General features: G+C 61.8%; 22 protein-coding genes and 1 tRNA gene. 13 read left to right on the plus strand and 10 right to left on the minus strand.

Annotation, left to right across the window (positions count from 1 at the left end; genetic code table 11):
- Positions 1–81: 81 nt before the first annotated feature.
- A complete protein-coding gene (locus tag OLZ32_RS33520; RefSeq protein ID WP_003543678.1) occupies positions 82–765 on the plus strand; it encodes a response regulator transcription factor in 684 nt (227 codons plus the stop codon).
- A gap of 137 nt (positions 766–902) precedes the next feature.
- The gene (locus OLZ32_RS33525; RefSeq protein ID WP_003543679.1) at positions 903–1358 is read left to right on the plus strand and encodes a cyclic nucleotide-binding domain-containing protein; all 456 of its coding nucleotides are present in this window, start codon (positions 903–905) and stop codon (positions 1356–1358) included.
- A gap of 49 nt (positions 1359–1407) precedes the next feature.
- Here OLZ32_RS33525 and OLZ32_RS33530 read toward each other — a convergent pair whose 3' ends face one another.
- The 6 genes from OLZ32_RS33530 to tesB all read right to left on the minus strand — a co-directional run bounded on the left by OLZ32_RS33530 (position 1408) and on the right by tesB (position 8967).
- Positions 1408–2211 (minus strand): exodeoxyribonuclease III, encoded by an 804-nt coding sequence (locus OLZ32_RS33530; protein WP_026160043.1) that lies wholly within the window; start codon positions 2209–2211, stop codon positions 1408–1410.
- A 100-nt stretch (positions 2212–2311) separates the two neighbouring features.
- Positions 2312–2980, minus strand: coding sequence for an outer membrane lipoprotein carrier protein LolA (locus OLZ32_RS33535; protein WP_017989747.1), 669 nt, complete (start codon positions 2978–2980; stop codon positions 2312–2314).
- A gap of 139 nt (positions 2981–3119) precedes the next feature.
- Complete coding sequence (locus OLZ32_RS33540) at positions 3120–5816, minus strand: DNA translocase FtsK (protein ID WP_264424619.1); 2697 nt, start codon at positions 5814–5816, stop codon at positions 3120–3122.
- Positions 5817–6066: 250 nt separating this feature from the next.
- Positions 6067–7494: an ammonium transporter gene (locus tag OLZ32_RS33545; protein ID WP_003543683.1), complete on the minus strand. Its 1428-nt coding sequence runs from the start codon at positions 7492–7494 to the stop codon at positions 6067–6069.
- A 27-nt stretch (positions 7495–7521) separates the two neighbouring features.
- The gene (locus OLZ32_RS33550) at positions 7522–7872 is read right to left on the minus strand and encodes a P-II family nitrogen regulator (RefSeq protein ID WP_003543684.1); all 351 of its coding nucleotides are present in this window, start codon (positions 7870–7872) and stop codon (positions 7522–7524) included.
- A gap of 210 nt (positions 7873–8082) precedes the next feature.
- On the minus strand, positions 8083–8967 hold the full coding sequence (gene tesB, locus OLZ32_RS33555) for an acyl-CoA thioesterase II (protein ID WP_003543685.1): 885 nt from the start codon (positions 8965–8967) through the stop codon (positions 8083–8085).
- An 84-nt stretch (positions 8968–9051) separates the two neighbouring features.
- On the opposite strand from tesB, the gene OLZ32_RS33560 reads away from it, so the two are divergent.
- Positions 9052–10266, plus strand: a complete 1215-nt coding sequence (locus tag OLZ32_RS33560) for a ubiquinone biosynthesis hydroxylase (RefSeq protein ID WP_264424621.1) — start codon at positions 9052–9054, stop codon at positions 10264–10266.
- Between the two features lie 67 nt (positions 10267–10333).
- Here OLZ32_RS33560 and OLZ32_RS33565 read toward each other — a convergent pair whose 3' ends face one another.
- From OLZ32_RS33565 to OLZ32_RS33580, 4 genes are all read right to left on the minus strand, one after another.
- On the minus strand, positions 10334–10522 hold the full coding sequence (locus tag OLZ32_RS33565; RefSeq protein ID WP_003543687.1) for a Trm112 family protein: 189 nt from the start codon (positions 10520–10522) through the stop codon (positions 10334–10336).
- A 9-nt stretch (positions 10523–10531) separates the two neighbouring features.
- Entirely contained in the window at positions 10532–11218 is a 687-nt protein-coding gene (locus tag OLZ32_RS33570) for an LON peptidase substrate-binding domain-containing protein (RefSeq protein WP_017989750.1), read from the minus strand.
- Positions 11219–11486: 268 nt separating this feature from the next.
- Positions 11487–12461, minus strand: a complete 975-nt coding sequence (gene trxA, locus OLZ32_RS33575) for a thioredoxin (protein ID WP_264424623.1) — start codon at positions 12459–12461, stop codon at positions 11487–11489.
- A gap of 160 nt (positions 12462–12621) precedes the next feature.
- Positions 12622–13131, minus strand: a complete 510-nt coding sequence (locus tag OLZ32_RS33580; protein WP_264424625.1) for a prolyl-tRNA synthetase associated domain-containing protein — start codon at positions 13129–13131, stop codon at positions 12622–12624.
- A 255-nt stretch (positions 13132–13386) separates the two neighbouring features.
- Here OLZ32_RS33580 and OLZ32_RS33585 point away from each other — a divergent pair.
- The 10 genes from OLZ32_RS33585 (at position 13387) to OLZ32_RS33630 (ending at position 24720) form a co-directional block, all read left to right on the plus strand.
- Positions 13387–13461: transfer RNA gene (locus OLZ32_RS33585), tRNA-Gly, on the plus strand.
- A 449-nt stretch (positions 13462–13910) separates the two neighbouring features.
- Positions 13911–14168: a hypothetical protein gene (locus OLZ32_RS33590; protein ID WP_264424627.1), complete on the plus strand. Its 258-nt coding sequence runs from the start codon at positions 13911–13913 to the stop codon at positions 14166–14168.
- A 194-nt stretch (positions 14169–14362) separates the two neighbouring features.
- Positions 14363–15805 carry a M81 family metallopeptidase gene (locus OLZ32_RS33595; RefSeq protein ID WP_264424629.1) on the plus strand — a complete coding sequence of 481 codons (1443 nt, stop codon included), beginning with the start codon at positions 14363–14365 and terminating at the stop codon, positions 15803–15805.
- Between the two features lie 210 nt (positions 15806–16015).
- Positions 16016–16747, plus strand: a complete 732-nt coding sequence (locus tag OLZ32_RS33600; protein ID WP_264424631.1) for a FadR/GntR family transcriptional regulator — start codon at positions 16016–16018, stop codon at positions 16745–16747.
- 92 nt (positions 16748–16839) lie between these two features.
- Positions 16840–18348: an ABC transporter substrate-binding protein gene (locus OLZ32_RS33605; RefSeq protein WP_264424632.1), complete on the plus strand. Its 1509-nt coding sequence runs from the start codon at positions 16840–16842 to the stop codon at positions 18346–18348.
- A 125-nt stretch (positions 18349–18473) separates the two neighbouring features.
- Complete coding sequence (locus OLZ32_RS33610) at positions 18474–19421, plus strand: ABC transporter permease (RefSeq protein WP_264424681.1); 948 nt, start codon at positions 18474–18476, stop codon at positions 19419–19421.
- Positions 19418–20293 (plus strand): ABC transporter permease, encoded by an 876-nt coding sequence (locus OLZ32_RS33615; protein ID WP_264424634.1) that lies wholly within the window; start codon positions 19418–19420, stop codon positions 20291–20293. Before OLZ32_RS33610 ends, OLZ32_RS33615 begins: the two co-directional genes overlap by 4 nt.
- Before the next feature lie 21 nt (positions 20294–20314).
- Positions 20315–22099 carry a gamma-glutamyltransferase family protein gene (locus OLZ32_RS33620; protein ID WP_264424637.1) on the plus strand — a complete coding sequence of 595 codons (1785 nt, stop codon included), beginning with the start codon at positions 20315–20317 and terminating at the stop codon, positions 22097–22099.
- Positions 22100–22101: 2 nt separating this feature from the next.
- Positions 22102–22857 (plus strand): DUF1028 domain-containing protein, encoded by a 756-nt coding sequence (locus OLZ32_RS33625; protein WP_017989764.1) that lies wholly within the window; start codon positions 22102–22104, stop codon positions 22855–22857.
- A 24-nt stretch (positions 22858–22881) separates the two neighbouring features.
- Complete coding sequence (locus OLZ32_RS33630) at positions 22882–24720, plus strand: ABC transporter ATP-binding protein (protein WP_264396396.1); 1839 nt, start codon at positions 22882–22884, stop codon at positions 24718–24720.
- Positions 24721–24898 lie beyond the last annotated feature (178 nt).

Consider the following 24898-nt stretch of genomic DNA (forward strand, 5'->3'; position numbering starts at 1 on the left):
GGCAACAGCCCGCTGCCCGATCCTTGCCAAACCAGGAATTTGGCGTAGGACTAGGGGACTTAACACGAGGACGTAAACGGCATGACCGCACGCACCATTCTTCTGGTGGATGACGACGATGACCTTCGGCAGACGCTGACGGAGCAATTGTCGCTGTATGAGGAATTCACGGTTCTGCAGGAAGCCAACGCCGGCAAAGGTGTGGCGACCGCTCGCGCGATGCCGATCGACCTGCTGATCATGGATGTCGGCCTGCCCGATATGGACGGCCGCGAGGCAGTGAAGCTGCTGCGCAAGGGCGGTTTCAAGGCGCCGATCATCATGCTGACCGGCCACGATACCGATTCGGACACGATCCTCGGCCTCGAAGCCGGCGCCAATGACTATGTCACCAAGCCTTTCCGCTTCGCCGTGCTGCTCGCCCGCATCCGCGTGCAGCTGCGCCAGCATGAGCAGAGCGAGGACGCGACCTTCACCGTCGGTCCCTACCTCTTCAAGCCGAGCCAGAAGCTTTTGACCACCGATAACGGCCAGAAGATCCGGCTGACGGAAAAGGAAGCGGCGATCATCCGCTATCTCTACCGCGCCGAACAGAAGGTCGTTACCCGCGACGTGCTGCTCGAAGAGGTCTGGGGCTATAATTCCGGGGTGACGACGCATACGCTGGAAACCCACGTCTATCGCCTGCGCCAGAAGATCGAGCGCGATCCCTCCAATGCCGAAATCCTCGTCACGGAAAACGGCGGCTACAAGATCATACCCTAGAGCATTTCCGTTTTTCCGAATCACGGAAGTGCTCTATCTCTTTGTTTTCACGCAATTCCCGGCAAAAGCGTTTCACGCTTTGCCTGGCAAAACCGCTAGACACTTCTGCTGGAATTGCTCTAAGGCGAAAAGCCCGCATGGCGCTGACCGACGACATCCACATGCTCGCGCAGCTTCCTCTGTTCAAGGACATGAACGAGGATCAGCTGCGATTGATCGCCTTTGGCGCCGACCGGCGCATGATCGCGGCCGGCCAGATGCTGTTTCGCCAGGGCTCGCCCGCCGAGAGCGCCTATGTCATCCTCAGCGGCAGCCTGGAGCTGAGCGCAACGAGCAGCGACGGCATGCAGAGGACGGAGGGGATCGCCGGTCCCGGAACCCTGGTTTCCGAGCTGGCGCTGGTGACGCTGGTGGAGCGCAAGTTCACCGCGGTAGCGCGCGAGGACACCAGCATCATCCGCATCACCCGCGCCCTCTTCCACCGGCTGATCGAAGAATATCCGGACGCAGCCCGGCTGATCGAGAACCGGATCCGCGATAATCTTGCGGAGCTTGCGGCAAAGGCCGCAAGCCAGTTCTACCGCTTCAGCTGATCCCGGTTAGAGCAGTTCTCCGCTTTACGAAAAGCTGAATTGCATCGCTCTAGAAATCGAAATGCGCCGTGACCGGTACGTGGTCGGAGGGCCGGTCCCAGCCGCGCGCCTCCTTCAGGATTTCGATTCGCTTGAGATGCGGCCCGAGATCCGACGACGACCAGATATGGTCGAGACGGCGGCCGCGGTCGGCGGCCTCCCAATCCTTGGCGCGGTAGCTCCACCAGGTGTAGAGTTTCTCGCTGGCAGGCACATGCTGGCGCATCAGATCGAGCCAGGCGCCGCGCTTCATCACCTCGAGCAGCCCCTCGGTTTCGACAGGCGTATGGCTGACGATCTTCAGAAGCTGCTTGTGCGACCAGACATCATGCTCCAGCGGCGCGATGTTGAGGTCGCCGACGAGGATGGCTGAGGTGTTGGCCTCGCCATTGGCTTTCAGCAGCTTCATCTCCTCGATAAAATCGAGCTTATGGCCGAATTTCGGATTGATCGTGCGATCCGGCTCGTCGCCGCCGGCCGGGACATAGAAATTATGGAGCCGAACGCGGCGATTGCCGTGCTCGAAGATCGCCGAGATGTGGCGCGCATCGCCGACGCCGCAATAATCCTGCCGGTGATCCTCGGTCAACGGAATGCGCGAGGCGATCGCCACACCGTGATAGCCCTTCTGGCCATGGATGATGATGTGATTGTAGCCCATCGCCCTCAGCGGTGCCGCGGGAAACAGGTCGTTCGTCACCTTGGTTTCCTGCAGGCAGAGGATATCGGGCCTGTGCTTGAGAACGAGTTGCTCGACGATCGGCATGCGCAGCCGCACCGAATTGATGTTCCAGGTGGTGATCGAAAAGCCCATGCCCATACCCCTTCACGCTTTCATGAAAGGGCTTTAAAACAAAGGTGGACGCGAGGGAACCGGCCGCTTGTAAAAGGAGCGGCCGATCAACCGAAAAGGTTCAATCGCGCGACTGAGGCGTGCCTGGAATGGTCTCATAGGGCACGCGGAAGACGCGATCGTCGAACTGCATGCCGGTTTTGACGTTGAAGATCATCACCGAGGTGTCCTTGCCCTGATTGTCGGTGATCGTCCACTGACGCAGGTCGTAGGTCTTCGGGTCGAACATCATGGTGATGGTCGAGTTTCCGAACACCGTATTGTTGCCGAGCGCAATCGTCGTCAGGTCGGACTCTTCCTTCACGCCCTTCACCATGCCGGCCGAAAGGTCGATACGCTGCGCCAGGAGCAGGCTGAGCGGGGTCTTGGAGAGCGGATAGAGATCCCAGGTCTTCAGCTTCGTATTGCCGATGGCGACGTTCTTGCCGTCGGCGATCACCCGCATCGGCGACGGAGCGTCATAGTTGAAGCGCAACTTGCCGGGGCGCTGGATGAAGAACTTGCCGCCGGTCTGCTCGCCGCGCGGACCGAACTGCACGAATTCGCCCTGCATCGTCGTGACGCCGGAAAAATGATCGGCGATCGCCTGCGCCGTGCCGGAGGCGGGAGCTGCCGCCTGCGCATAAGCACCGAAGGGAATGGCGCTCGCTATCGCAGCGACGGCAAAGGCGCCGAGAAGGTCGCGGCGCGTTACCGTCAGGCCGGAGAGGAAGCTATCGGAGTGACTCATCTAAATCTCCTTTATGCGATCTGCATGCTGCCGAAAGGCGGCGTCTTCAAGGCGTTGCGATCGGCCTGCGAGAGGTAACGGCTTCGATGCCATCAGGTTTCCGCAAAAGCGGCTGTATTGGAAATATATGCCTGTTCTGTCAGCGGTCGAGGATGTCGCCTTCTGTGGGAACGAGGATCTCGCGTTTGCCGGCATGGTTGGCCGGTCCGATGATGCCCTCTTTCTCCATGCGCTCGACGAGCGAGGCGGCGCGGTTGTAGCCGATGCCGAGCCGGCGCTGGACGTAGGAGGTCGACGCCTTGCCGTCGCGCAGCACGATGGCGACCGCCTGGTCGTAGGGATCTTCCGATTCGGAAAGATTGGACGTGCCGGCCGGACCGCCGCCACCGCCGCCGTAGTCGCCGTCTTCATCGTCATCGGCGGTGATCGCGTCGAGATATTGCGGCGAGCCCTGGGTCTTCAGGTAGGAGACGATCTCTTCCACTTCGACATCCGAAACGAACGGGCCGTGCACGCGCTGGATACGCCCGCCGCCCGCCATGTAGAGCATGTCGCCCATGCCGAGCAGCTGTTCGGCGCCCTGTTCGCCGAGAATGGTGCGGCTGTCGATCTTCGAGGTCACTTGGAAGGAGATGCGGGTCGGGAAGTTCGCCTTGATCGTGCCGGTGATGACGTCGACGGAGGGACGCTGTGTCGCCATGATCACGTGGATGCCGGCGGCACGCGCCATTTGCGCCAGACGCTGGACGGCGCCTTCGATATCCTTGCCGGCGACCATCATCAGGTCGGCCATCTCGTCGATGATCACGACGATATAGGGCATCGGCCGCAAATCGAATTCTTCGGTCTCGTACATCGCCTCGCCGGTATGGCGGTCGAATCCGGTCTGCACCGTGCGCGAGATCGCCTCGCCCTTCGACAGCGCCTGCTCGACGCGGGTGTTGAAGCCGTCGATGTTGCGGACACCGATCTTCGACATTTTCTTGTAGCGCTCTTCCATCTCGCGCACCGTCCATTTGAGCGCGACGACGGCCTTCTTCGGATCGGTGACGACAGGCGAAAGCAGATGCGGGATGCCGTCATAGACGGAGAGTTCGAGCATCTTCGGGTCAATCATGATCAACCGGCACTGTTCCGGCGTCATGCGGTAGAGCAGCGACAGGATCATCGTGTTGATGGCAACCGACTTGCCGGAACCGGTGGTGCCGGCGACGAGCAGATGCGGCATCTTGGCAAGATCGGCGATCACGGCTTCGCCGCCGATCGTCTTGCCGAGCGCCATGGCGAGCTTCGCCTTGCTGCCCTCGAAATCCCGGGAAGCGATGAGTTCACGCAGATAGACGGTCTCGCGCGTCTGGTTCGGCAATTCGATGCCGATCGCGTTGCGGCCGGGCACGACGGCGACGCGGGCGGCGATGGCGCTCATCGAGCGGGCGATATCGTCGGCAAGGCCGATGACGCGCGACGACTTGATGCCGGGCGCCGGCTCCAGTTCGTAGAGCGTGACGACAGGGCCGGGGCGCACATGGATGATCTCGCCCTTGACGCCGAAATCCTCAAGCACGCCTTCGAGCATGCGGGCATTCTGCTCCAGCGCATCGGCCGAAAGCGTGGAGTCGCGCACCACATTCTTCGGTTCGGCGAGCAGATGCATCGAGGGAAGCTGGAAACCCTCGGGACGGATGAACGAGCCCTGCGCCTCCCGCTCGATGCGGGCGCTGGGCTTCGGACGCGCGACGACGGGAACGACGCGCGGTTCCGGTTTGCCGGCCGCCTTTGCCGGCGCGCGAATCATCCAGTCGTCGTCGTCATCGTCGTCGGGCAGGATATCGGCCGGGCGCGGCGGCATGTCGTTATCGAAGGGGAGGTCGTCGTCATTGTCGTCGTCGTCATCGATGGACATCGACGGCGCGGAGACGATACGCCGCGGCGAAGCCGTCCTTGCCCCCATTGATGGTTCCATCGAGGGCTCCATGCGTTCGCCGTGGACGGTCGGCGCCTTGGCGCGGACGGGTTCGTTCAGCGTGCCGAACTCGTCATCGTTGAAATCATAAGGTGATTCGTAATCGCCCTGGCGCCGCTTGCGCGGCCCCATGCCGAACAGCCGCCGCAGTCGGCCCTGGCTCATGTACCAGGCATGCGTCACGGCACCGCTGAGAGCGACCCAGCGGGACTCGTCCTCCTCCTCGTCCTCGTCTCCGACGACGCGGGCCTTGCTGCGCGTATCGACGTAGTCTTCCTCGATCTCCTCGTCAGCGTCGCTGCGGCCGACGAGCCCCGATGCAAAAAGCATCAGCCAGGCGGTCGGCGCGGCGAAGATGCAGCCGACGACCATGGCGAAAGTGCCCGTCGGATAGGCGCCGACGAAGAGTGCGGGAAAACGCAGGATCATGTCGCCGATGACACCGCCGATGCCATTCGGGATCGGCCAGGTGAGCGGCGGCGGAAAGCAGCCGAGGACGGCGCAGGAAAGCACCGAACCGCCGAACCAGGCGCCGGCACGGGCAGGAATACGGCTGAAGCGGCGGCCCGAGATCAGCGTCAGCGCCCAGGCGACGATCGGCAGCATCGAAACGACGCTGGCAAGCCCGAGGAACTGCATGACGATATCGGCAAAGGCAGCCCCGCTGTAACCGAGAATATTCGTCGGCAGGTTGGCGGTCGCATAGGAATAGCTCGGATCCGCAACATTCCATGTCGCCAGTGCCGCGACGCAGAACGCCAGCAGCAGAAAGATCGCAAAGCCAATGAGCGCCTGGATCTGCCGCAGCATGAATGCCGAGAAGGAGAACCGATCCGGACGGCCATCCATTGCCGGCGACGTGCTTCTTGCCATGTGTCTAACCCGTCCAATGCCTGAGGACACGCGAATCGCTGAAGCTTCGCCGTGTCAAAATGCGTCCGCTCTACCTAATCAGAGCCGGGTTAAAGCGATGTTAACCATGCATGCCTGGACGTGCATTCCGAACCGGGAAATGAAAAAAGCCCGAACCTTGAAAGGTCCGGGCGAAATGCGGTCTATGGTTAGATAGGCCGCGACGGGCTGTGAAGCGGCGCCCTTCTGCCGGGCGCCGCAAACCCTGTGATCAGGAAGAGTGGTAGGCGGCTTCGCCGTGGGTCGAGAGGTCGAGACCTTCGCGTTCGGCTTCGACGGTGACACGCAGGCCGATGACGACGTCGACGATCTTGTAGAGGATCGCCGAGCCGATGCCCGACCACAGCAGCGTCGTCAGCACGCCCTTGGCCTGAGCCCAGACCTGGGTTGCCGTACCGGCATAGGAGGCTGCGAAATCGGCTGTGGAATAATCGACGATGCCTGCACCGCCGAGAGCCGGGTTGACGAGGATACCGGTGCCGAGAGCGCCGATGATGCCGCCGACGCAATGGACGCCGAAGACATCGAGGCTGTCGTCGTAGTTGAACTTGTTCTTCACGACGTCGACGAAGAAGTAGCAGACCGGCGAGACGATGAGGCCGAGAACGATCGCGCCCATCGGGCCGGCAAAGCCTGCAGCCGGGGTAACGGCGACGAGACCGGCAACCGCACCGGAAGCGCCACCCAGCATGGAAGCCTTGCCGCGGGTGAGGGTTTCGACGATGCACCAGGACACAGCGGCGGCAGCCGTTGCGACGAAGGTGTTGATAAAGGCCAGCGAGGCGTAGGAATTGGCTTCGAGGTTGGAGCCGGCATTGAAGCCGAACCAGCCGACCCAGAGCAGCGAGGCGCCGACCATGGTCAGCGTCATCGAGTGCGGAGCCATGATTTCCTTCTTATAGCCCGTGCGCTTGCCGAGCATGATGGCGCCGACGAGGCCCGCAATACCGGCATTGATGTGAACGACCGTGCCGCCGGCGAAGTCGATTGCGCCGTAGGAGAAGATCAGGCCGGCCGGTGAGGTGTAGGAGCTCGGACCGCCCCAGAACCAGACCATGTGTGCCATCGGGAAGTAGATGAAGGTGACCCAGAGCACGACGAAGAGCATGACGGCCGAGAACTTGATACGCTCGGCGAATGCGCCGACGATCAGGCCGGGGGTGATGCAGGCAAACGTCATCTGGAAGACGATGAAGGTGTATTCCGGAATGGCGACGCCCTTCGAGAAGGTTTCGGCGAGCGACGAGGTGTCGACGCCGGCGAGGAAGGCCTTGGAGAAGCCGCCGACGAAGCTGTTCAGCGAGCCGCCGTCGGTGAAGGCGAGCGAATAGCCGTAGGTCACCCAGATCAGCGCCACGACGGCCGTGATCATGAAGACCTGCATCAGCACCGAGAGCATGTTCTTGGCGCGGACGAGACCGCCGTAGAAAAGCGCAAGGCCGGGGATGGTCATCAAAAGGACGAGCGCCGAGGAGACGAGCATCCAGGTATTGTCACCCTTGTCCATGGTGAAAGCCGGAGCAGCAGCCGCGGTGGCGGCTGGTGCAGCCTCCTGCGCGAAAGCGACGGCCGGCGCCAGAAGGGCGGCCGAAGCTGCGCAAAGCCGCGCAAAGGTGGAAGAAAACTTCGAAATTGACATTGGAAAAAGCTCCTTGATCTGCCGTTCTTACAGCGCTTCTGAATCGGTTTCGCCCGTACGGATGCGCACGGCATGGTCGATCGAATAGACGAAGATCTTGCCGTCGCCGATCTGGCCGGTCTTGGCCGATGCCGCGATGGCCTCGACCGCCCTGTCGACGAGTTCCGATGCAACCGCGATCTCGATCTTGAGCTTCGGCAGGAAGCTGACTGCATATTCGGTGCCGCGATAGATTTCGGTGTGCCCCTTCTGGCGCCCGTAGCCCTTCACTTCGGTTACGGTCAGCCCCTGAATACCGATCGCCGTAAGGGCTTCGCGGACCTCATCGAGCTTGAACGGCTTGATAATGGCCATCACAATTTTCATCTGGTTTCCCATCCTTCGTTATCCTCGGCGCGGAGCCGACTCTCCTTGCCGCTGACGTTCCTGAACAGCGACCGGCGATATACATTCAAGGGGCGTGCCAGATTCAAGGCATGTCGTAAGTTATTGAAAAGTAAAGGTTATAATAAAGAGTGCCAATAAACAGGCAAATGACCGGCCGATAAGCGCACAAATAACGCGCAAATTCGAAAAGATGCACATTATTTATTCATTTGCCTTTTTCCGAATCAGACCTTCCTGCGCGACAGAGGCAATCAGGCTACCGGACCGCGTAAATAGGCTACCTCGGGTTAATCCCCTGGCGCCTGAAGCCGACGGACTGTCCTGCGTATAAAGCAGCCAGTCGTCGAGCTTGCAGGGCCGGTGGAACCACATCGAATGATCGAGGCTCGCCACCTGCAGGCTCTGGTCGAAGATGGACGTTCCGTGCGCATAGAGCGACGTATCGAGCAGCGTCATGTCCGAAAGATAGGCAAGCACTGCCGCCTGATAGAGCCGGTCGTCGGGAACCGGGCCGGTGGCGCGCACCCAGACGTCCTGTTTGGGATCGAGTTTCTTGTCGGAAAAATAATGGGTCAGCGAGACCGGACGAATCTCGATCGGCCGCTCACGCTGCCAGTATTTTCGGATCGCTTCCGGCGCATGGGCGAGATACTCTTCCTTGATCTGCTGCTCGCCGAGCAGTGCCTCCGGCATCTCGACGTCGGGCATCGCAATCTGGTGCTCGAAGCCCGGCTCCTCCACCTGGAAGGAGGCTGACAGCGCGAAGATCGCCTTGCCATGCTGGATGGCGACGACACGCCGCGTGTTGAAGCTCGATCCGTCGCGGATGCGCTCCGCCTGGTAGATGATCGGCACCGTGGGATCGCCGGGACGCATGAAATAAGCATGCAGCGAATGGACGAAACGTTCGTCCTCGATGGTGCGCTGCGCCGCCATCAGCGCCTGGCCGATCACTTGGCCGCCGAAGACCCGCTGCCAGCCGACCTTGGGGCTGCGGCCGCGGAAGATATCGACCTCGATCGGCTCGAGGTCGAGCGTCGAAAGCAGCGTCTCCATCGCCGAAGGCCCTGATGTCTCGCCCGTCATTTTCTATGTCTCCCAGCGGTAGGAAGTGAAGTTGCGATGATCTATATAGGTCACATCTGAGGCATAAGGTACGGGAGCGGCGCGATGCTGGACATGCTGGTTGTGGGCGGAGGTTATGTCGGCCTTTCCGCCGCTGTCGCGGTCAAACAGGCAGCACCCCATCTGAATGTCGCCGTCGTCGAGGCGGCCCCCGAACATGTCTGGAAAAACGATACGCGCGCTTCCGCCATCATCGCGGCGGCGGCAAAGATGCTCGAGGTCTTCGGCATCTGGAACGAAATCGAGCCGGAAGCCCAGCCGATCACCAAGATGATCGTCACCGACTCCAAGACCTCCGATCCGGTGCGGCCGGTTTTTTTGACCTTCGACGGCGAAGTGGCCGACGGCCAGCCTTTCGCCCACATGATCCCGAATGTCGCGATGGTCGCCGCCCTGCGCGGCGCCTGCGACCGGCTCGGCATCGATATCCGCCATGGACTCGGCGCCACGGAGCTGAAGACCCATGACACCCATGTCACCGTCGCGCTTTCGGACGGCAGCGCGCTGGAGACCCGGCTGCTGGTTGCCTGCGACGGCGTGCGCTCGACGCTGCGCGATCTCGCCGGCATCAGGACCGTCACCTGGGACTACGGCCAGTCCGGCATCGTTGCGACGGTCGAGCATGAGCGGCCGCATGACGGCTGCGCCGAGGAACATTTTCTGCCGGCCGGCCCCTTCGCCATCCTGCCGCTTAAGAACAACCGCTCCTCGCTCGTCTGGACGGAGCGCACGCAGGATGCCAACCGTCTGGTCGCCGCCGACGACCTGATCTTCGAAGAAGAGCTCGAACGCCGCTTCGGCCACAAGCTTGGGAGCCTGAAAGTGATCGGCGACAAGCGTGCCTTCCCGCTCGGCCTGACGCTTGCCCGCTCCTTCGTCGCGCCGCGTTTCGCGCTGGCCGGCGACGCCGCTCACGGCATCCACCCGATTTCGGGTCAAGGCCTCAATCTCGGCTTCAAGGATGTGGCGGCACTCGCCGAAACCGTGGTGGAGGCCGACCGCCTCGGCCTCGATATCGGCTCGATCAACATTCTTGAGCGCTACCAGACCTGGCGGCGCTTCGACACTTTCCGCATGGGAGTGACGACCGACGTGCTGAACCGGCTCTTCTCCAACGACGCGACGCCGATTCGCATCGCCCGCGACGTCGGCCTCGGCATCGTCGACCGGCTGCCGCGTCTCAAGTCCTTCTTCATCGGCCAGGCGGCCGGAACGACGGCAAAGGACAATCCGCGGCTGCTTGCCGGCCAGACGATTTAACCTTTTACGCAATTCCGGGCAAAAGCGCTTGGCGCTTTGCCTGGGAAAATCGCTTCCTGGAATTGCTTTATTCGTCGAGGCGGCGGGCTTCGGACATCAGCATGATCGGAATGCCATCGCGGATAGGATAGGCAAGCCGCGCCTTTTCCGAGACGAGCTCATTGTGCTCGCGATCATAGGAAAGCCGGCCCTTGGAGAGCGGGCAGACCAGGAGATCGAGCAGCTTGGGATCGACGCGGCTGAGTTTTTCGTCCATGGCCGAAGTCTACTGCAGAACCGTGTCGGAGTCACCGAAGACGCGCGCCAGCACGATTTCGGTAATGGCGATCAGCGTCTCGGCCCGCGTCTTCAGGTCCGGCGCCTCCAGCAGCGCCTGTTTTTCCGCCGGCCCGAAGGGCGACATCATTGCCAGCGAATTGACGAGCGTCAGATTGCTCGCCCGCTCGACGCTCTCCCAGTCGGCCTCCAGCTTGTTGGCATCAAGATAGGCCTTGAAGGCGGTGAGAAGTGCCGCGCGATCGACCGCGCCCTCCTCGTTCTCGGCCGAGAGATCGGCGATAAAGGGAGCGATGCGGAAGGTGCGGAAGGGATGGCTGGTCGCTTTCTCCTCCAGCAGCCGGAAGCGGCAGACGCCGGTCAGCGACACGATATAGCGCCCGTCGCCGGTCTCGGCGAAAGAGGTGATGCGGCCGAGGCAGCCGACAGCGGCAAGGTTGGGTTCGCTGCCCTTGTCCTCGTGTTCGCCGAGCGCCGGCTGCACCATGCCGATCAGCCGGTTTCCGGACAGCGCGGCATCCAGCATCGCCAGATAGCGCGGCTCGAAAATGTTGAGGGGAAGCTGCCCGGCCGGCAGGAGGAGGGCGCCGGTCAGGGGGAAGACAGCGATCGCATCAGGCAGATCGCCCGGCTTCAGGTATCTGGCATTCCCGACTTGCATGAAACCGTCCCGCATTCTTGTAACGGGCATGCCCGTTCTGACGAGAATGTGGTGCCCTCGTCCGAAAACGCAAGGGCAGATGCTCGAACTTACAGCGCCGCGCGTCCTTTTAGACGCGCAAAACACGCTGTAACACTTTGAATCACTGCATAATTCAATCGCTAAATCGATTCCGATTTAAGGAATTATGCAGTGGCGCATACCCTGAAAATCGGAATCGGTTTTCGGAAAGCACGATGCCCAGATTCAAAGGGATAGCGTGTCTTGGTCGACGCGCCGCGCCCTACGAGAACAGCATCGCCGAAAGCTTGCGCCGCGCTGCAACCGTCGCCGGATCCTTGAAGCCCCAGACCTCGAAGAACTGCAGCAGCTGGCGGCGGGCGCCGTCATCGTCGAAGGCACGGTCCTTGCGCATGATCAGCAGCAGATGGTCGGCCGCCTCGTCGCGCCGGCCTTCGACATTGCGGATCTTGGCAAGCTTGATTCGCGCCTCGTGGTCATCGGGATTGGCGGCCAGTTCACGCTCGAGCGCAACGGGATCACCGAGCTTGCGGGCCTCCTCGATCTGCTCGAGCTTCATCAGCACGGCCTGGATGCCGGCGTCTTTCGCCAGCTCTTCCGGCAATTCCGTCAGTATTTCGCGCGCCCGCTGATGCTGGTTTGCGGCGATCATGCATTCCGCCATGCCGGCAAGCGCCTTGGCATTCTCGGGGTCGGCCTGCATGACGGCGCCGTAGAGCTGAGCGGCCTCGTTGATATTGCCGGCAGCAAGCAGTTCCGCCGCTTCAGCAACCACCGCTTCGATTTCGGCCGCCTCGTCGGCGCCGGCCGGACCGGCGATCCGGTCGATGAACTGCTGGATCTGACTTTCCGGCACCGCGCCCATGAAACCGTCGGCAGGACGGCCATTGACGAAGGCGATGACGGCGGGAATCGACTGGATGCCGAGCTGGCCGGCGATCGAGGGATGGTCGTCGATATTCATCTTGACCAGCCGGACGCGGCCCTTGGCTTCGTTGATCACCTTTTCCAAGACCGGCGTCAGCTGCTTGCACGGACCGCACCAGGGCGCCCAGAAATCGACCAGCACCGGCTGCTTGCGCGATTCCTCGATGACGTCCTTGGCGAAATTCGCGGTCGTCGTCTCCGTGATGTAGCTGCCGGTCGCAGCCGCGGGTTCCAGCGCAGCACCGAAGCTTGTCGTCGCCGTCATCTGATTTCCGAAGGAACCGTTATAGGGGTTGTCGCTGCCGCTCATAGGTATCTCCCGCCGCGCCGATCCTGCCGGCGTCTTTGCTAAAGCATCTCGCGCAAAACTGTGGTGCGGTTTTGCGATAAAGACATGCGCAAAACCAAAGACTAAAGCGCGGCGAGCGAATCTAAAAGATCGCGACGCGCTTTAGCGCTAAAATCGTATGTCAGGACGTCACTTTCAAGACAAGCGGCTTATGTCCGGTCGCTTCCATGAAACGGATGAGATCGCCGCTCGCAATCGAGGTCGTCGCATCATTGGATAGCGGATGGCAGTTGACGATCTCGTGCGCCATCAGCTCGGCATCGAGCACGAAAGTGACATTCTCAGCAGTATCGTTGATCGCGCCGAAGGCCGTCACCGAACCCGGAGCGACGCCGAGATACTCCATCAGCTTCTCCGGCCTGCCGAAGGAAACCCGGCCGGACCCGCCGATGGCATTATGCACCTGCTTGAGATCGACGGCAGCATTTTCCTCCACTGTCAGCAGAAAATACCTGTCCTTCTTGTCTTTGACGAAGAGGTTCTTGGTGTGGCCGCCCGGGATCTCGTCGCGCAGGGCCACCGATTCCGCCACGGTGAAGACCGGCGCATGGTCGACCGTCTTATGGGCGATGCCGAGCCCATCGAGAAAGGCAAACAATTCTTCTCTTGTCTTGGCGGCATTTTCCGACATGGGGCAATCCATTGGGCAGGAAGGGAAAAAGCGAGGCGTCCTGATTAAGTCGGTCCACATCGTTTGGCAATCTTTGCGACCGACGCTTTGCCCCGCATTTGCGGCCTTTCCGCCCGGGCTCCGCGAACACCAGAATTTTTCTTCGCCTCTCCGTCATTTCCCTGTTGCATTTGAAAACCCGTTAGGCCATATAGCGCCGGTCGCCGCGAGGCGGCGCCCACGGTCCAACAACTACCCCGGACCGATGCGGATTGAGCGGGTGTAGCTCAGGGGTAGAGCACAACCTTGCCAAGGTTGGGGTCGAGGGTTCGAATCCCTTCGCCCGCTCCAGTTTCTCCCGATAGAATTAGGTGTTTGCATAGCGCCACGATTGACGCCGTTGCGCCAACGCACGGCAAGGGACCACTTCCGAAACTCATGTGTTTCCGAATCCCGATTTCATCTCGGAATCCTGGTGCGGCAGCGAATGACTGATACTCAAACATTTTTAGCTCGCCACTTTGTGGCGATAAGCTTCAACTCCCGCATCAAGGGCGATCACGGTCTCGACCGCTGAGGAGCTTGCGCGCAAGAGCTGATTTGACGCCCTGCGCTACGTCTCCGGGATCATTTTGGCAGGAATCCGTGAGCTGGTAGCCATTCTCCAAGAATACGACGGATAGCCTCCGAGTGGGTGGGCGCATCGACGTCCTGTTCGGCGAACCTGTCGAGCGCTTCGCTGAATTCATCGGCCAGCCAGACCCCCACCATAATCTGTATAGCACTTCGGAATCTCGAAATTGGTTGCGGTATTGAAATCATTGGATGTTTCTCCGCGGCAATACCGCCCAAAACGCGACGAATTTCGGAATCCCGAAGCGGGGGAATTTCGGGATCCCGAAGTGGGATTTTTTCTTTATGGCGATGCTGACGCGTTTGTCGGCAGCAATCAGCCCGCGGCATCAGCCGGAAGAAGCCGAGCCGGTCGGAGGCTCAGCGATTACGGCACCACCTCGACGCCGGCTCAGAAGATCAAGATTGTAATTTATTTTGGTTGATTGGTTCGTTTGTAAACTTATTGTCGAGGCAAAAGGACGCGTCCGGATCGGATCCCGAATGTTCAGTTTATCGCAGCACAAACTCCCTCGACCGACACCGATCCGCCCCCAGCGCGTCGTCGGCGCTCGGGCCGGGGTGCCGGCATCACCGCCCATAATTTCCTGATCGCTCCCAACATCAACTGAGGTTTCCCATGCGCATCGCCGTCGGTGGCATTCATACCGAATGCAGCACATACAATCCCGTCCTGAACGAGGAGAAAGATTTTCGCGTGGTGCGCGGGGACGCACTGTTGGCGTCTCCCTATTTCGCCTTCCTCAGGGATTATGATGCGGAATTCCTGCCGACGATCCATGCCCGGGCCATTGCCGGCGGCCCGGTTTCGCGCGCCACCTACGAAGCCTTCAAGGGTGAATTCCTCGAGCGGCTGAAGCCGATGTTGCCGCTCGACGGTCTCTATCTCGCCATGCACGGCGCCATGTATGTCGAGGGCATGGAGGATGCCGAAGGCGATTGGATCAGCGCGGCCCGCGCGTTGGTCGGCGCGGATTGCACGGTCTCGGCGAGCTACGACCTGCACGGCAACGTCACCCAGCGCATCATCGATGCGCTCGATATCTATTCCACCTATCGCACCGCACCGCATATCGATGTCGAGGAGACGATGCGCCGCTCCGTCTCCATGCTGGTAAAGAGCCTGAAAACCGGCAAGAGGCCGAGCCTTCTCTGGGCGCCGATCCCCGTCGTGCTGCCCGGCGAGCGCACCAGCACCGTCGATGAGCCGGCTAAGAGCCTCTATGACATGCTGCCCGGGCTCGATGCGATCGATGGCGTCTGGGACGCATCGCTGATGGTCGGCTATGTCTGGGCCGACGAACCGCGCGCCACGGCTGCCGCCATCATGACCGGCACCGACCGCACCGTGCTGGAACGCGAGGCGAAACGTCTCGCGAGGGCTTATTGGGATGCGCGCGAAGACTTTGTCTTCGGTTGCGAGACCGGCTCGCTCGAGGAATGCGTCGAAAGGGCGATCGCAAGCCCGACCGCGCCAGTGGTGCTTGCCGAATCCGGCGACAACCCCACCGGTGGCGGCGTCGGGGACCGGGCCGATGTGCTGGCCGAGTTGATCGCCAGGGATGCCACCGGCGTCGTCTTTGCCGGCATCGCCGACAAGGCGGCGACCGAGGCCTGTTATGCCGCCGGCATCGGCGCCGAACTGGAGCTCAGCGTCGGCGCCTCGCTCGACACCAAGGGTAGCAAGCCGGTTGTCGCCCGCTTCACCGTCAAATTCCTGCACGAGACATCAGATCCCTCTGACCGGCAGGTGGTGGTTTCGGTCAGTGGTATCGATCTCGTGCTCTCCGCCAAGCGCCGGCCCTATCACAACATCGTCGATTTCACCCGGCTCGGCCTTGACCCGCACCGGGCGAAAATCGTCGTCGTCAAATCGGGCTATCTCTCGCCGGAGCTGGCGCCGATCGCCAATCCGAACCTGATGGCGCTATCAACCGGTGTCGTCGATCAGTTCGTCGAGCGCCTGCCGCGGCTGCGCAAGCAGCATCCGACCTACCCCTTCGACAAGGATTTTGCCTTCGAGCCGCAAGTCTTTGTCTCCGCACGCTCGACGCCGGCCTGAGCTCCACCTGAACCAATTGCGTTTTCTGGATGACAGTGTCGATCGCGGGGGCGCCCTGTCGCCGCGATCGATTGTTTTTCCATATCGCGGCGATAGCGGCATCTGAGCAAAAAACGGGCAGATTTCGATTTGCACAAAAAAGCGCTTGACGGTCGGCGCGATTTGGTTTGCACTGAACCAATAGAAAATTGGTACGGACCATTTAAGCGAATGCCGATAGATGAAACGCAGGGCAATTCGAATTATGCGCTGGAGAGGCTGAGGGCTCTCCTGCGGTCCGACAGTCTCGACGCAGACGGCAAGCTGCCGACCGAGCGCACCCTTTCGGAAATGCTGGGCGTCGGCCGCCGTGCCGTCCGCCGCGCCCTCGAAGTGCTGGAGGCCGAGGGCCGCGTCTGGCGCCGCCAGGGCTCCGGCACCTATGCCGGCCCGCGCCCCGACGGCTGGAGCGATCATGTCGGCTCGATCGTTGCCGGCACCGATCTCATGGAGGTCATGGAAGTGCGCCTGCGCATCGAGCCGCAGCTCGCCCAGCTTGCCGCCATGCGCGCCAAGGCCGCCGATATCGAGCGCATGTACGATCTGGTGAAGAAGATCTACGAAAGCACAGATGCCGACGGGCGCGAACTCTGGGACGGGGCGCTGCACCGCCAGATCGCCCAATGCGCCGGCAACGGTTTTTTCCTCACCATCTTCGACGTCATCAACCGGGTGCGCCAGGACGAGGCCTGGCAGACGATCCGCGAGCGCGCCCGCAGCGCCAGCCGGACGCGCCCCGTCACCTTTAACCAGCACACGGCGATCGTCGATGCGATCGCCGCGCATGACCCGACCACGGCGGGCGAAGCGATGCGCCAGCATCTGCTGACGCTGCAGGAAAGCCTCGTCCGCATCACCTCGCTCGATCATAGCGAAGCGGAGGTCGACAAGACCCTCGCCTGAACAGCGAGGTGAGCAGGGAGAAAAGAACATGGCGGGCCATAACCGCCGGAATGGAAGCAAAAACCAAACAAAAATAGACAGAGGAGAATGGAATGAAGATCGCCAAATTGCTGACCACCGCCGTTGCCGGCGCACTGTTTGCACTTCCTGCCTTCGCCGTCGACCTGAAGATCGGCCTGCAGGACGATGCCGACGTGCTCGATCCCGCGCAGTCGCGCACCTTCGTCGGCCGCATCGTCTATACCGCGATGTGCGACAAGCTGGTCGACGTCTCACCGGACCTGAAAATCGTGCCGCAGCTTGCCACCGAATGGAGCTGGTCGACCGACGGCAAAGAGCTCACCATGAAGCTGCGCCAAGGCGTCAAGTTCCATGACGAGACCCCCTTCAATGCCGAAGCCGTGGTCGCCACCATCGAGCGCAACATCACCCTGCCGGAATCACGCCGCAAGAGCGAGCTCAGCTCTGTGGAAAAGGTCGAGGCGACAAGCGAATACGAGGTCAAGTTCACCCTCAAGGCGCCTGACGTCACCCTTCTTGCCCAGCTTTCCGACCGTGCCGGCATGATCGTCTCGCCGAAGGCCGCCAAGGAGCTCGGCGCCAAGTTCGGCGATCACCCGGTCTGCGCCGGTCCGTTCAAGTTCGTCGAGCGCGTCCAGCAGGACCGCATCGTGCTCGAAAAGTTCCAGGACTACTGGAACAAGGACCAGATCTTCATCGACAAGCTCACCTATCTGCCGATCCCAGATACGACGGTGCGCCTCGCCAACCTGCGGTCCGGCGATCTCGACATGATCGAGCGCCTGGCCGCGACCGACGCTGAAGCCGTGAAGGCGGATTCGAGCCTCGTCTATGCCGATGCCGTCGGCACCGGCTACATGGCGCTCTACACCAATATCGGCAATGGTGCGCGCGCCGACAATCCTTTCGGCAAGGACAAGCGCCTGCGCCAGGCATTCTCGCTGGCGATCGACCGCGATGCCGTCAACCAGATCGTCTACGAAGGCACGGCAGTTTCCGGCAACCAGCCCTTTCCGCCGAGCAGCCCGTGGTTCGACAAGGATATCCCTGTCCCCGCCCGCGATCTCGACAAGGCCAAGGCGCTGATCAAGGAAGCCGGCTTCGACCGCGTGCCGATCGAGCTGCAGATCCCCAACAATCCCGTTGCCATGCAGATGATGCAGATCATCCAGTCGATGGTCGGCGAAGCCGGCTTCGACGTCAGCCTGAAATCGACGGAATTCGCAACGCTGCTCAGCGAGCAGACCGCCGGCAACTATCAGCTCAGCCGCTCGGACTGGTCCGGCCGCGTCGATCCCGATGGCAACATCCATCAGTTCATCACCTGCAAGGGCGGCATCAACGACACGAAATACTGCAACCCCGAGGTAGACAAGCTGCTGAACGAAGCCCGTGCCTCGACCGACGATGCCGTGCGCAAGCAGAAATACGATGCCGCCGCCGTCATCCTCAACGACGATCTGCCGATCATCTATCTCGGCCACCAGTCCTGGATCTGGGCGCTGCACAAGAACATCACCGGCTTCGTTCCGTCGCCGGATGGCATGATCCGCCTCGTCGGCGTCAAGAAAGCCGGCTGATCCCTAGAGCATGATGCCGAAAAGTGTGAGCGGTTTTCGGACGACATCATGCTCTACTTTTTGATCCAGCAAATCATGCGGCGGAAACCCTCCGCCGCATGACCCCAGTCGTGTCAGGATCGCCCATGTACACCTATATCGCCAAACGGCTCTTGGTCGCCATACCGACGCTTTTGATCATTTCGATCTTCGTCTTCTCGCTGCAGAAACTGCTGCCCGGCGATCCGATCCTCGCCATGGCCGGCGAGGAACGCGATCCGCAGGTTCTCGAATTCCTGCGCGAGAAATACCGGCTGAACGATCCCGTGCCCTATCAATATGTCCGCTGGCTGGGTGCGGCACTGCAGGGCGACCTCGGCATCTCGCTGCGCACCAACCAGCCGGTTCTGCAGCTCATCGGCGAAAAGCTGCCGGTCACCATCCAGCTCGCCATCATGTCGATGATCTTTGCCTTTGTCATCGGCGTGCCGATGGGCATCCTGGCGGCCGTCAAGAAAAACACGATGATCGACTATCTCGCCAACATCATCGCGCTGACCGGCCTGTCGATCCCGAATTTCTGGCTCGGCATCATGCTGATCCTCCTGGTCTCGGTCAATCTCGGCTGGTTGCCGGCGTCAGGCTACGAACCCTTCTTCAGCAATCCGCTGCGCTCGCTGGAAACCATGCTGATGCCCTCCTTCGTGCTCGGCAATGCGCTGGCGGCGACCCTGATGCGGCATACGCGCTCTGCCATGCTGAGTGTGCTGAGCACCGATTACATCCGCACCGCCCGCGCCAAGGGATTGCCGGAAAGCACTGTCGTGCTCGAGCACAGCTTCCGCAACGCGATGCTGCCGATCGTGACGCTGACCGCGCTGCTCTTTGGCGAACTACTCGCTGGCGCCGTGCTGACCGAGCAGATCTTCACCATTCCGGGTTTCGGAAAGCTCATCGTCGACGCCGTCTTCAACCGTGACTACGCCGTCGTTCAGGGTGTGGTGATCTGCACGGCGATCGGCTTCATCCTCATGAACCTCTTGGCCGATATTCTCTATGTCCTGCTCAATCCGCGCATGAGGGCCGCCCTATGACCGCGATCGGTGAGACCGGCATTCCCTCTGCGATCGACCGCACGCCGAGCCGTGCCTGGCGCAAGCTGAAGGCCAACAAGGGCGCCCTCGTCGGCCTTGCGATCATCGCCTTCTTCGCCATTCTCGCCATTGCCGCCCCCCTTCTTCCGATTCCCGATCCGAACACCACAAGCTGGTCGGCGATCCGCAAGGCGCCCTCCGCCGCCCATTGGCTCGGCACCGACGACATCGGCCGCGACATTCTTTCCCGGATGATCTGGGGCGCGCAGGCATCGCTGATGGCCGGCGTCTTCTCGGTGGCCATTGCCGTTGTCATCGGCGTGCCCTTCGGCCTTATCTCCGGTTATTTCGGCGGCTGGATCGACATGGTGATCTCCCGCATCACCGAAGCCTTTCTGGCCATGCCTTTCCTCATCACCGCGATCGCGCTCGCAGCCTTTCTCGGCCCGAGCCTGACCAATGCGATGATTGCGATCGGCCTTTCGGCCATGCCCGTCTTCGTGCGGCTGACGCGCGGCCAGGTGCTTTCGGTCAAGACCGAGGAATATGTCGAGGGCGCCCGCTCGATCGGCCTCCGGTCCTCGAGCATTATCACCCGCTACATCCTGCCGAACGTCTTTGCGCCGATCCTCGTGCAGGCGACGCTGACCATCGCCACGGCGATCATCGCCGAAGCGAGCCTCTCCTTTCTTGGCCTCGGACAGCAGCCGCCGGCGCCGAGCTGGGGCTCGATGCTGAACGTCGCCAAGAATTTCCTCTCCCAGGCGCCATGGATGGCGATGTGGCCGGGTGCCGCGATCTTCCTCGTCGTCATCGGTTTCAATCTCCTAGGCGACGGCCTGCGCGATGCGCTCGATCCGCGCGAAGCATGATTTCTTGAAAGGACATTTGACATGACCGCATTCACGACCCGTCCAGAAATCCTCGGCACCTTCGGCGTCGTCACCTCCACGCACTGGATCGCCTCGGCCGTCGGCATGAGCATTCTCGAAAAGGGCGGCAACGCCTTCGACGCGGCAGTGGCGACGGGTTTCGTGCTGCAGATCGTCGAGCCGCATCTTTGCGGCCCGGGCGGTGACCTGCCGGCGGTGATCTATTCGAAGAAGAAGGACAAGGTCGAGGTCATTTGCGCGCAGGGCCCTGCCCCCGCCGGCGCGACGATCGAACACTATACGGCGGAAGGCCTGAGCCTGATCCCCGGCGATGGGCTGCTTGCGACCGTCATCCCCGGCTCCTTCGATGGCTGGATGCTGATGCTGCGCGACTATGGCTCGATGAGCGTGCGCAATGTGCTGGAACCGGCGATCTATTACGCCGAGCATGGCCATCCGATGCTGCCGCGCGTCTCCGCCACCATCAAGGGGCTCGCCGCCTTCTTCGAGAAGGAATGGCCGACCTCCTACGAGATCTGGCTGCCTGGCGGCAGCGCCCCCGAAGCGCATGCGAATTTCAGGAATCCGGTGCTTGCCGAAACCTGGAAGCGCGTCATCGCCGAGGCCGAGACGAAAAGCGGCCGGGAAGCGCAGGTCGAGGCGGCCCGCGACGCCTTCTATCGCGGCTTCGTCGCCGAGAAGATCGACGATTATCTGAAGACCGCCGAGGTGATGGATGCAAGCGGCAACCGCCACAAGGGCGTTTTGACTGCCAACGACATGGCAAACTGGTCGGCGACGATCGAGGAGCCGCTGACCTATGATTATCATGGCTGGACGATCGCCAAGATCGGCCCCTGGGGCCAGGGTCCGGTCTTCCTGCAGACCCTGTCGATCCTCAAAGGCTTTGATCTCGCCGCGATGAACCCCGCTGGCGCCGATTTCGTCCACACCGTCGTCGAGGCGATGAAGCTCGCCTTCGCCGACCGCGAAGTCTATTACGGCGATCCTGACTTTTCGGAGATTCCCATCGCGCATCTGCTGTCGGAGACCTATGCCGCCGAGCGCCGCAAGCTGGTCGGCGCAGACGCCTCCTTCGATCTTCGCCCCGGCATCGTGCCTGGCTTCGAAGCGCAGCATGACCTGACGATGAAGATGCTCGGCGCGGATTCGAAGACCGGCGCCGTCTACGAGCCGACCATGGCGCATCTTTCCGAAAAGCGTGGCGACACCGTGCATATCGACGTCATCGACCGCGACGGCAACATGGTCTCCGTCACCCCGTCCGGCGGCTGGCTGCAATCCTCGCCGTCCGTGCCCGGCCTCGGCTTCTGCCTCAATTCGCGAGCCCAGATGTTCTGGCTGAAATCAGGCCTGCCGACGTCGCTTGCGCCCGGCAAGCGGCCACGCACGACGCTGACGCCGTCGCTCGGCCTCTACGAGGGCCGCCCGACACTGGCCTTCGGCACACCGGGCGGCGATCAGCAGGAGCAGTGGCAACTCTCCTTCTTCCTGCGTTATGCGCACCACAAGCTGAACCTGCAGGCGGCGATCGACCAGCCGCTGTTCCATACCTCGCATTTTCCGGGTTCCTTCTATCCGCGCACCCGCGAACCCGGCAGCCTGATGGCGGAAGCGAATTTCGGCCCTGAAGTCCTCGATGCCCTGCGCCGCAAGGGCCACAAGCTGACGGTCGCCGATGTCTGGACGATCGGCCGGCTGACCGCTGCGAGACGCGATGCCGACGGCCTGCTGCGCGCCGCAGCCACCCCGCGCCTGATGCAGGCCTATGCGATCGGGAGATAGCCATGACCTGGTCGATCGTCGCCCGTGATCCCTCGACAGGTCATCTCGGCATCGCCGTCGCGAGCCGCTTCTTTGCCGTCGGCGCCCTGGTGCCGCATATTCGCGGCGGCATCGGCGCCGTCGCCACACAGGCCTTCGTCAGCCCGCTTTACGGCGTCAACGGCCTGTCGCTGCTTGCCGCCGGCAAGGCGCCGGAGGAGACCATCGCCGAGCTGACTGCGCGTGACGCCGGCCGCAATCAGCGGCAGCTGCACCTCATCGATGCGAAGGGGCGCAACGCCGCCTTCACCGGTCCCGCATGCATCGACTGGGCGGGGCATCTGATCGACGAAAACGTCTCGGTCGCCGGCAACATGCTCGCAGGTCCAGACGTCGTCACTGAGACGCTTGCCACCTACAACAAGGCGATGGACAAGCCGCTGGCCGAACGCCTGCTCCTGGCGATGCAGGCAGGCGAGGATGCCGGTGGCGATAAACGCGGCAGGCAGTCCGCCGCCCTCGTCGTCCATCGCGACCAGGATTATCCCTGGCTGAGCCTCCGCGCCGACGATCACCCCGATCCGCTCGCCGAACTTGTCCGCCTGCATGCGGTGGCGGGTGAACGTTACCTGCATGTCGCCGAGACGATGGCGACGCGGCAAAATCCGAACGGCATGACGGACAGGCGCGAGATCGATGAAAAGATCGCGGCGCTGGAAGCGGCCCGCATCGCTGAAGGCAGGCCATCCGCCTCCTTCGCCACGCCTTTGAAGATGTGAACCAGACAAGACCAAGGGAACGATATGAGTGATGTTTCTTCAGCCTCCGCCTCCCCGGTTCTTTCCGTCCGGAACCTGACGACCTCCTTCCTCGTCGATGGCGACTGGAAGCCGGTGGTGCGCGACGTCTCCTTCGACGTCATGCCAGGAGAGACGGTGGCGATCGTCGGCGAAAGCGGCTCGGGCAAGAGCGTCACCTCCCTCTCGATCATGCGATTGCTCGCCAAGGGATCGAGCCGCATCGATGGCGCCATCACCTTGAACGGCAAGGATGTTCTCGCTCTTTCGGAAAAGGAGATGCGCCGGGTGCGCGGCAACGACGCCGCCATGATCTTCCAGGAACCGATGACATCCCTCAATCCGATCTTCACCATCGGCCGCCAGATCTCCGAAGCGCTGACCTGCCATGGTGATATCGGCAAGGCCGAGGCGCGGGCCGAAACCGTGCGCCTGCTGGAAAAGGTTCGCATCCCCAACGCCGCCTCGCGCTTCGACGAATATCCGCACCAGTTCTCAGGCGGTATGCGCCAGCGCGTGATGATCGCCATGGCGCTCGCCAGCCGGCCGAAACTGCTGATCGCCGACGAGCCGACGACGGCGCTCGACGTGACAATCCAGGGCCAGATCCTCGACCTGATCAAGATGCTGCAGGAAGAAGAGGGCATGTCCGTGCTCTTTATCACCCACGACATGGGCGTCGTCGCCGAAATCGCCGACCGCACCATCGTCATGTATCGCGGCGAGGCGGTGGAAACCGGCACGACCGACGACATCTTCCATCGCGGCAGGCATCCCTATACACGCGCTTTGCTCTCGGCCGTGCCGCGCCTCGGCTCGATGGCCGACCGGAAATGGCCGCTGCGTTTCCCGGTCGTCGATACCGCGACCGGCGAACGCCGCGAACCGGTCGAGGTGGCCGACACCGTCGACCGCCGCCGGACGCCGATCCTCGAAGTCAAGAACCTCGTTACCCGTTTCGATATCCGCGGCGGCCTGCTCGGCCGCAAGACCGGCGCGATCCATGCGGTCGAGGACGTCTCCTTCGATCTCTTCCAGGGCGAGACGCTGTCGCTCGTCGGCGAATCCGGTTGCGGCAAATCGACCACCGGTCGCTCGATCACCCGCCTCGTCCAGCCGAACGGCGGCAGTGTCAGCCTCGACGGCTATGACGTGCTGAGCCTTGACGCGGTCAGTCTCAGACGGATGCGCCGCAGCATCCAGATGATCTTTCAAGACCCCTTCGCCAGCCTCAACCCGCGCATGACCGTCGGCGCCGCCGTCGCCGAACCCATCACCGAACATGGCCTCGGCACCGGCGCCCAGGCCCGCGAAAAGGCGGCCGATCTTCTCGAACGCGTCGGACTGAAACCCGACATGATGAAACGGTATCCGCACGAATTCTCCGGCGGTCAGCGCCAGCGCATCTGCATTGCCCGAGCGCTCGCACTCGATCCAAAGGTGATCGTCGCCGATGAAAGCGTTTCGGCCCTCGATGTGTCGATCAAGGCGCAGGTCTGCAATCTGCTGATGGACCTGCAGCAAAGCCTCAACCTCGCTTTTCTGTTCATTTCCCACGACATGGCTGTGGTCGAGCGCGTCAGCCATCGGGTCGCGGTGATGTATCTCGGCGAAATCGTCGAGATCGGCCCGCGCGCGGAATTGTTCAGCAATCCGCAGCACGCCTACACGAAGAAGCTGATGGCAGCCGTGCCCGTTCCCGACCCCTCGCGGCGCGGCATCAAGCGCAACCTCGGAACCGACGAGCTCAAGAGCCCCGTTCGCCCGGTTGGCTACGTCGCGCCGCCGCGCCGATATCGGGAAGTGTCGGCAGGTCATCTGGTGCGGCTCGATGAAGCCGCCTGAAATTGAAAACCCACTCTCGAAAGCATCAGGAAAACAAGTATTGCGGGAAAATAACCCGTGCCGGTGGCGCGCAGGCCGTCTTTTTTGCTGCACCGCTTATATGACTTCTGCTAGATATTATTTTACCGATAATTATTAACGACCGATTCCACCCTTTTGTGTTCTCTTATCCTTGCGA

This window comes from Rhizobium acaciae, from assembly GCF_025941625.1.
In the GTDB taxonomy this organism is placed as follows: Bacteria; Pseudomonadota; Alphaproteobacteria; order Rhizobiales; family Rhizobiaceae; genus Rhizobium; species Rhizobium acaciae.

What these genes read in the sequence shown, in the direction of transcription:
- OLZ32_RS33520 (WP_003543678.1), top strand. Translation starts at nt 82, where the DNA reads ATGACCGCACGCACCATTCTTCTGGTGGATGACGACGATGACCTTCGG.
- OLZ32_RS33525 (WP_003543679.1), top strand. Translation starts at nt 903, where the DNA reads ATGGCGCTGACCGACGACATCCACATGCTCGCGCAGCTTCCTCTGTTC.
- OLZ32_RS33530 (WP_026160043.1), bottom strand. Translation starts at nt 2,211, where the DNA reads ATGGGCTTTTCGATCACCACCTGGAACATCAATTCGGTGCGGCTGCGC.
- OLZ32_RS33535 (WP_017989747.1), bottom strand. Translation starts at nt 2,980, where the DNA reads ATGAGTCACTCCGATAGCTTCCTCTCCGGCCTGACGGTAACGCGCCGC.
- OLZ32_RS33540 (WP_264424619.1), bottom strand. Translation starts at nt 5,816, where the DNA reads ATGGCAAGAAGCACGTCGCCGGCAATGGATGGCCGTCCGGATCGGTTC.
- OLZ32_RS33545 (WP_003543683.1), bottom strand. Translation starts at nt 7,494, where the DNA reads ATGTCAATTTCGAAGTTTTCTTCCACCTTTGCGCGGCTTTGCGCAGCT.
- OLZ32_RS33550 (WP_003543684.1), bottom strand. Translation starts at nt 7,872, where the DNA reads ATGGGAAACCAGATGAAAATTGTGATGGCCATTATCAAGCCGTTCAAG.
- tesB (WP_003543685.1), bottom strand. Translation starts at nt 8,967, where the DNA reads ATGACGGGCGAGACATCAGGGCCTTCGGCGATGGAGACGCTGCTTTCG.
- OLZ32_RS33560 (WP_264424621.1), top strand. Translation starts at nt 9,052, where the DNA reads ATGCTGGACATGCTGGTTGTGGGCGGAGGTTATGTCGGCCTTTCCGCC.
- OLZ32_RS33565 (WP_003543687.1), bottom strand. Translation starts at nt 10,522, where the DNA reads ATGGACGAAAAACTCAGCCGCGTCGATCCCAAGCTGCTCGATCTCCTG.
- OLZ32_RS33570 (WP_017989750.1), bottom strand. Translation starts at nt 11,218, where the DNA reads ATGCGGGACGGTTTCATGCAAGTCGGGAATGCCAGATACCTGAAGCCG.
- trxA (WP_264424623.1), bottom strand. Translation starts at nt 12,461, where the DNA reads ATGAGCGGCAGCGACAACCCCTATAACGGTTCCTTCGGAAATCAGATG.
- OLZ32_RS33580 (WP_264424625.1), bottom strand. Translation starts at nt 13,131, where the DNA reads ATGTCGGAAAATGCCGCCAAGACAAGAGAAGAATTGTTTGCCTTTCTC.
- OLZ32_RS33595 (WP_264424629.1), top strand. Translation starts at nt 14,363, where the DNA reads ATGCGCATCGCCGTCGGTGGCATTCATACCGAATGCAGCACATACAAT.
- OLZ32_RS33600 (WP_264424631.1), top strand. Translation starts at nt 16,016, where the DNA reads ATGCCGATAGATGAAACGCAGGGCAATTCGAATTATGCGCTGGAGAGG.
- OLZ32_RS33605 (WP_264424632.1), top strand. Translation starts at nt 16,840, where the DNA reads ATGAAGATCGCCAAATTGCTGACCACCGCCGTTGCCGGCGCACTGTTT.
- OLZ32_RS33610 (WP_264424681.1), top strand. Translation starts at nt 18,474, where the DNA reads ATGTACACCTATATCGCCAAACGGCTCTTGGTCGCCATACCGACGCTT.
- OLZ32_RS33615 (WP_264424634.1), top strand. Translation starts at nt 19,418, where the DNA reads ATGACCGCGATCGGTGAGACCGGCATTCCCTCTGCGATCGACCGCACG.
- OLZ32_RS33620 (WP_264424637.1), top strand. Translation starts at nt 20,315, where the DNA reads ATGACCGCATTCACGACCCGTCCAGAAATCCTCGGCACCTTCGGCGTC.
- OLZ32_RS33625 (WP_017989764.1), top strand. Translation starts at nt 22,102, where the DNA reads ATGACCTGGTCGATCGTCGCCCGTGATCCCTCGACAGGTCATCTCGGC.
- OLZ32_RS33630 (WP_264396396.1), top strand. Translation starts at nt 22,882, where the DNA reads ATGAGTGATGTTTCTTCAGCCTCCGCCTCCCCGGTTCTTTCCGTCCGG.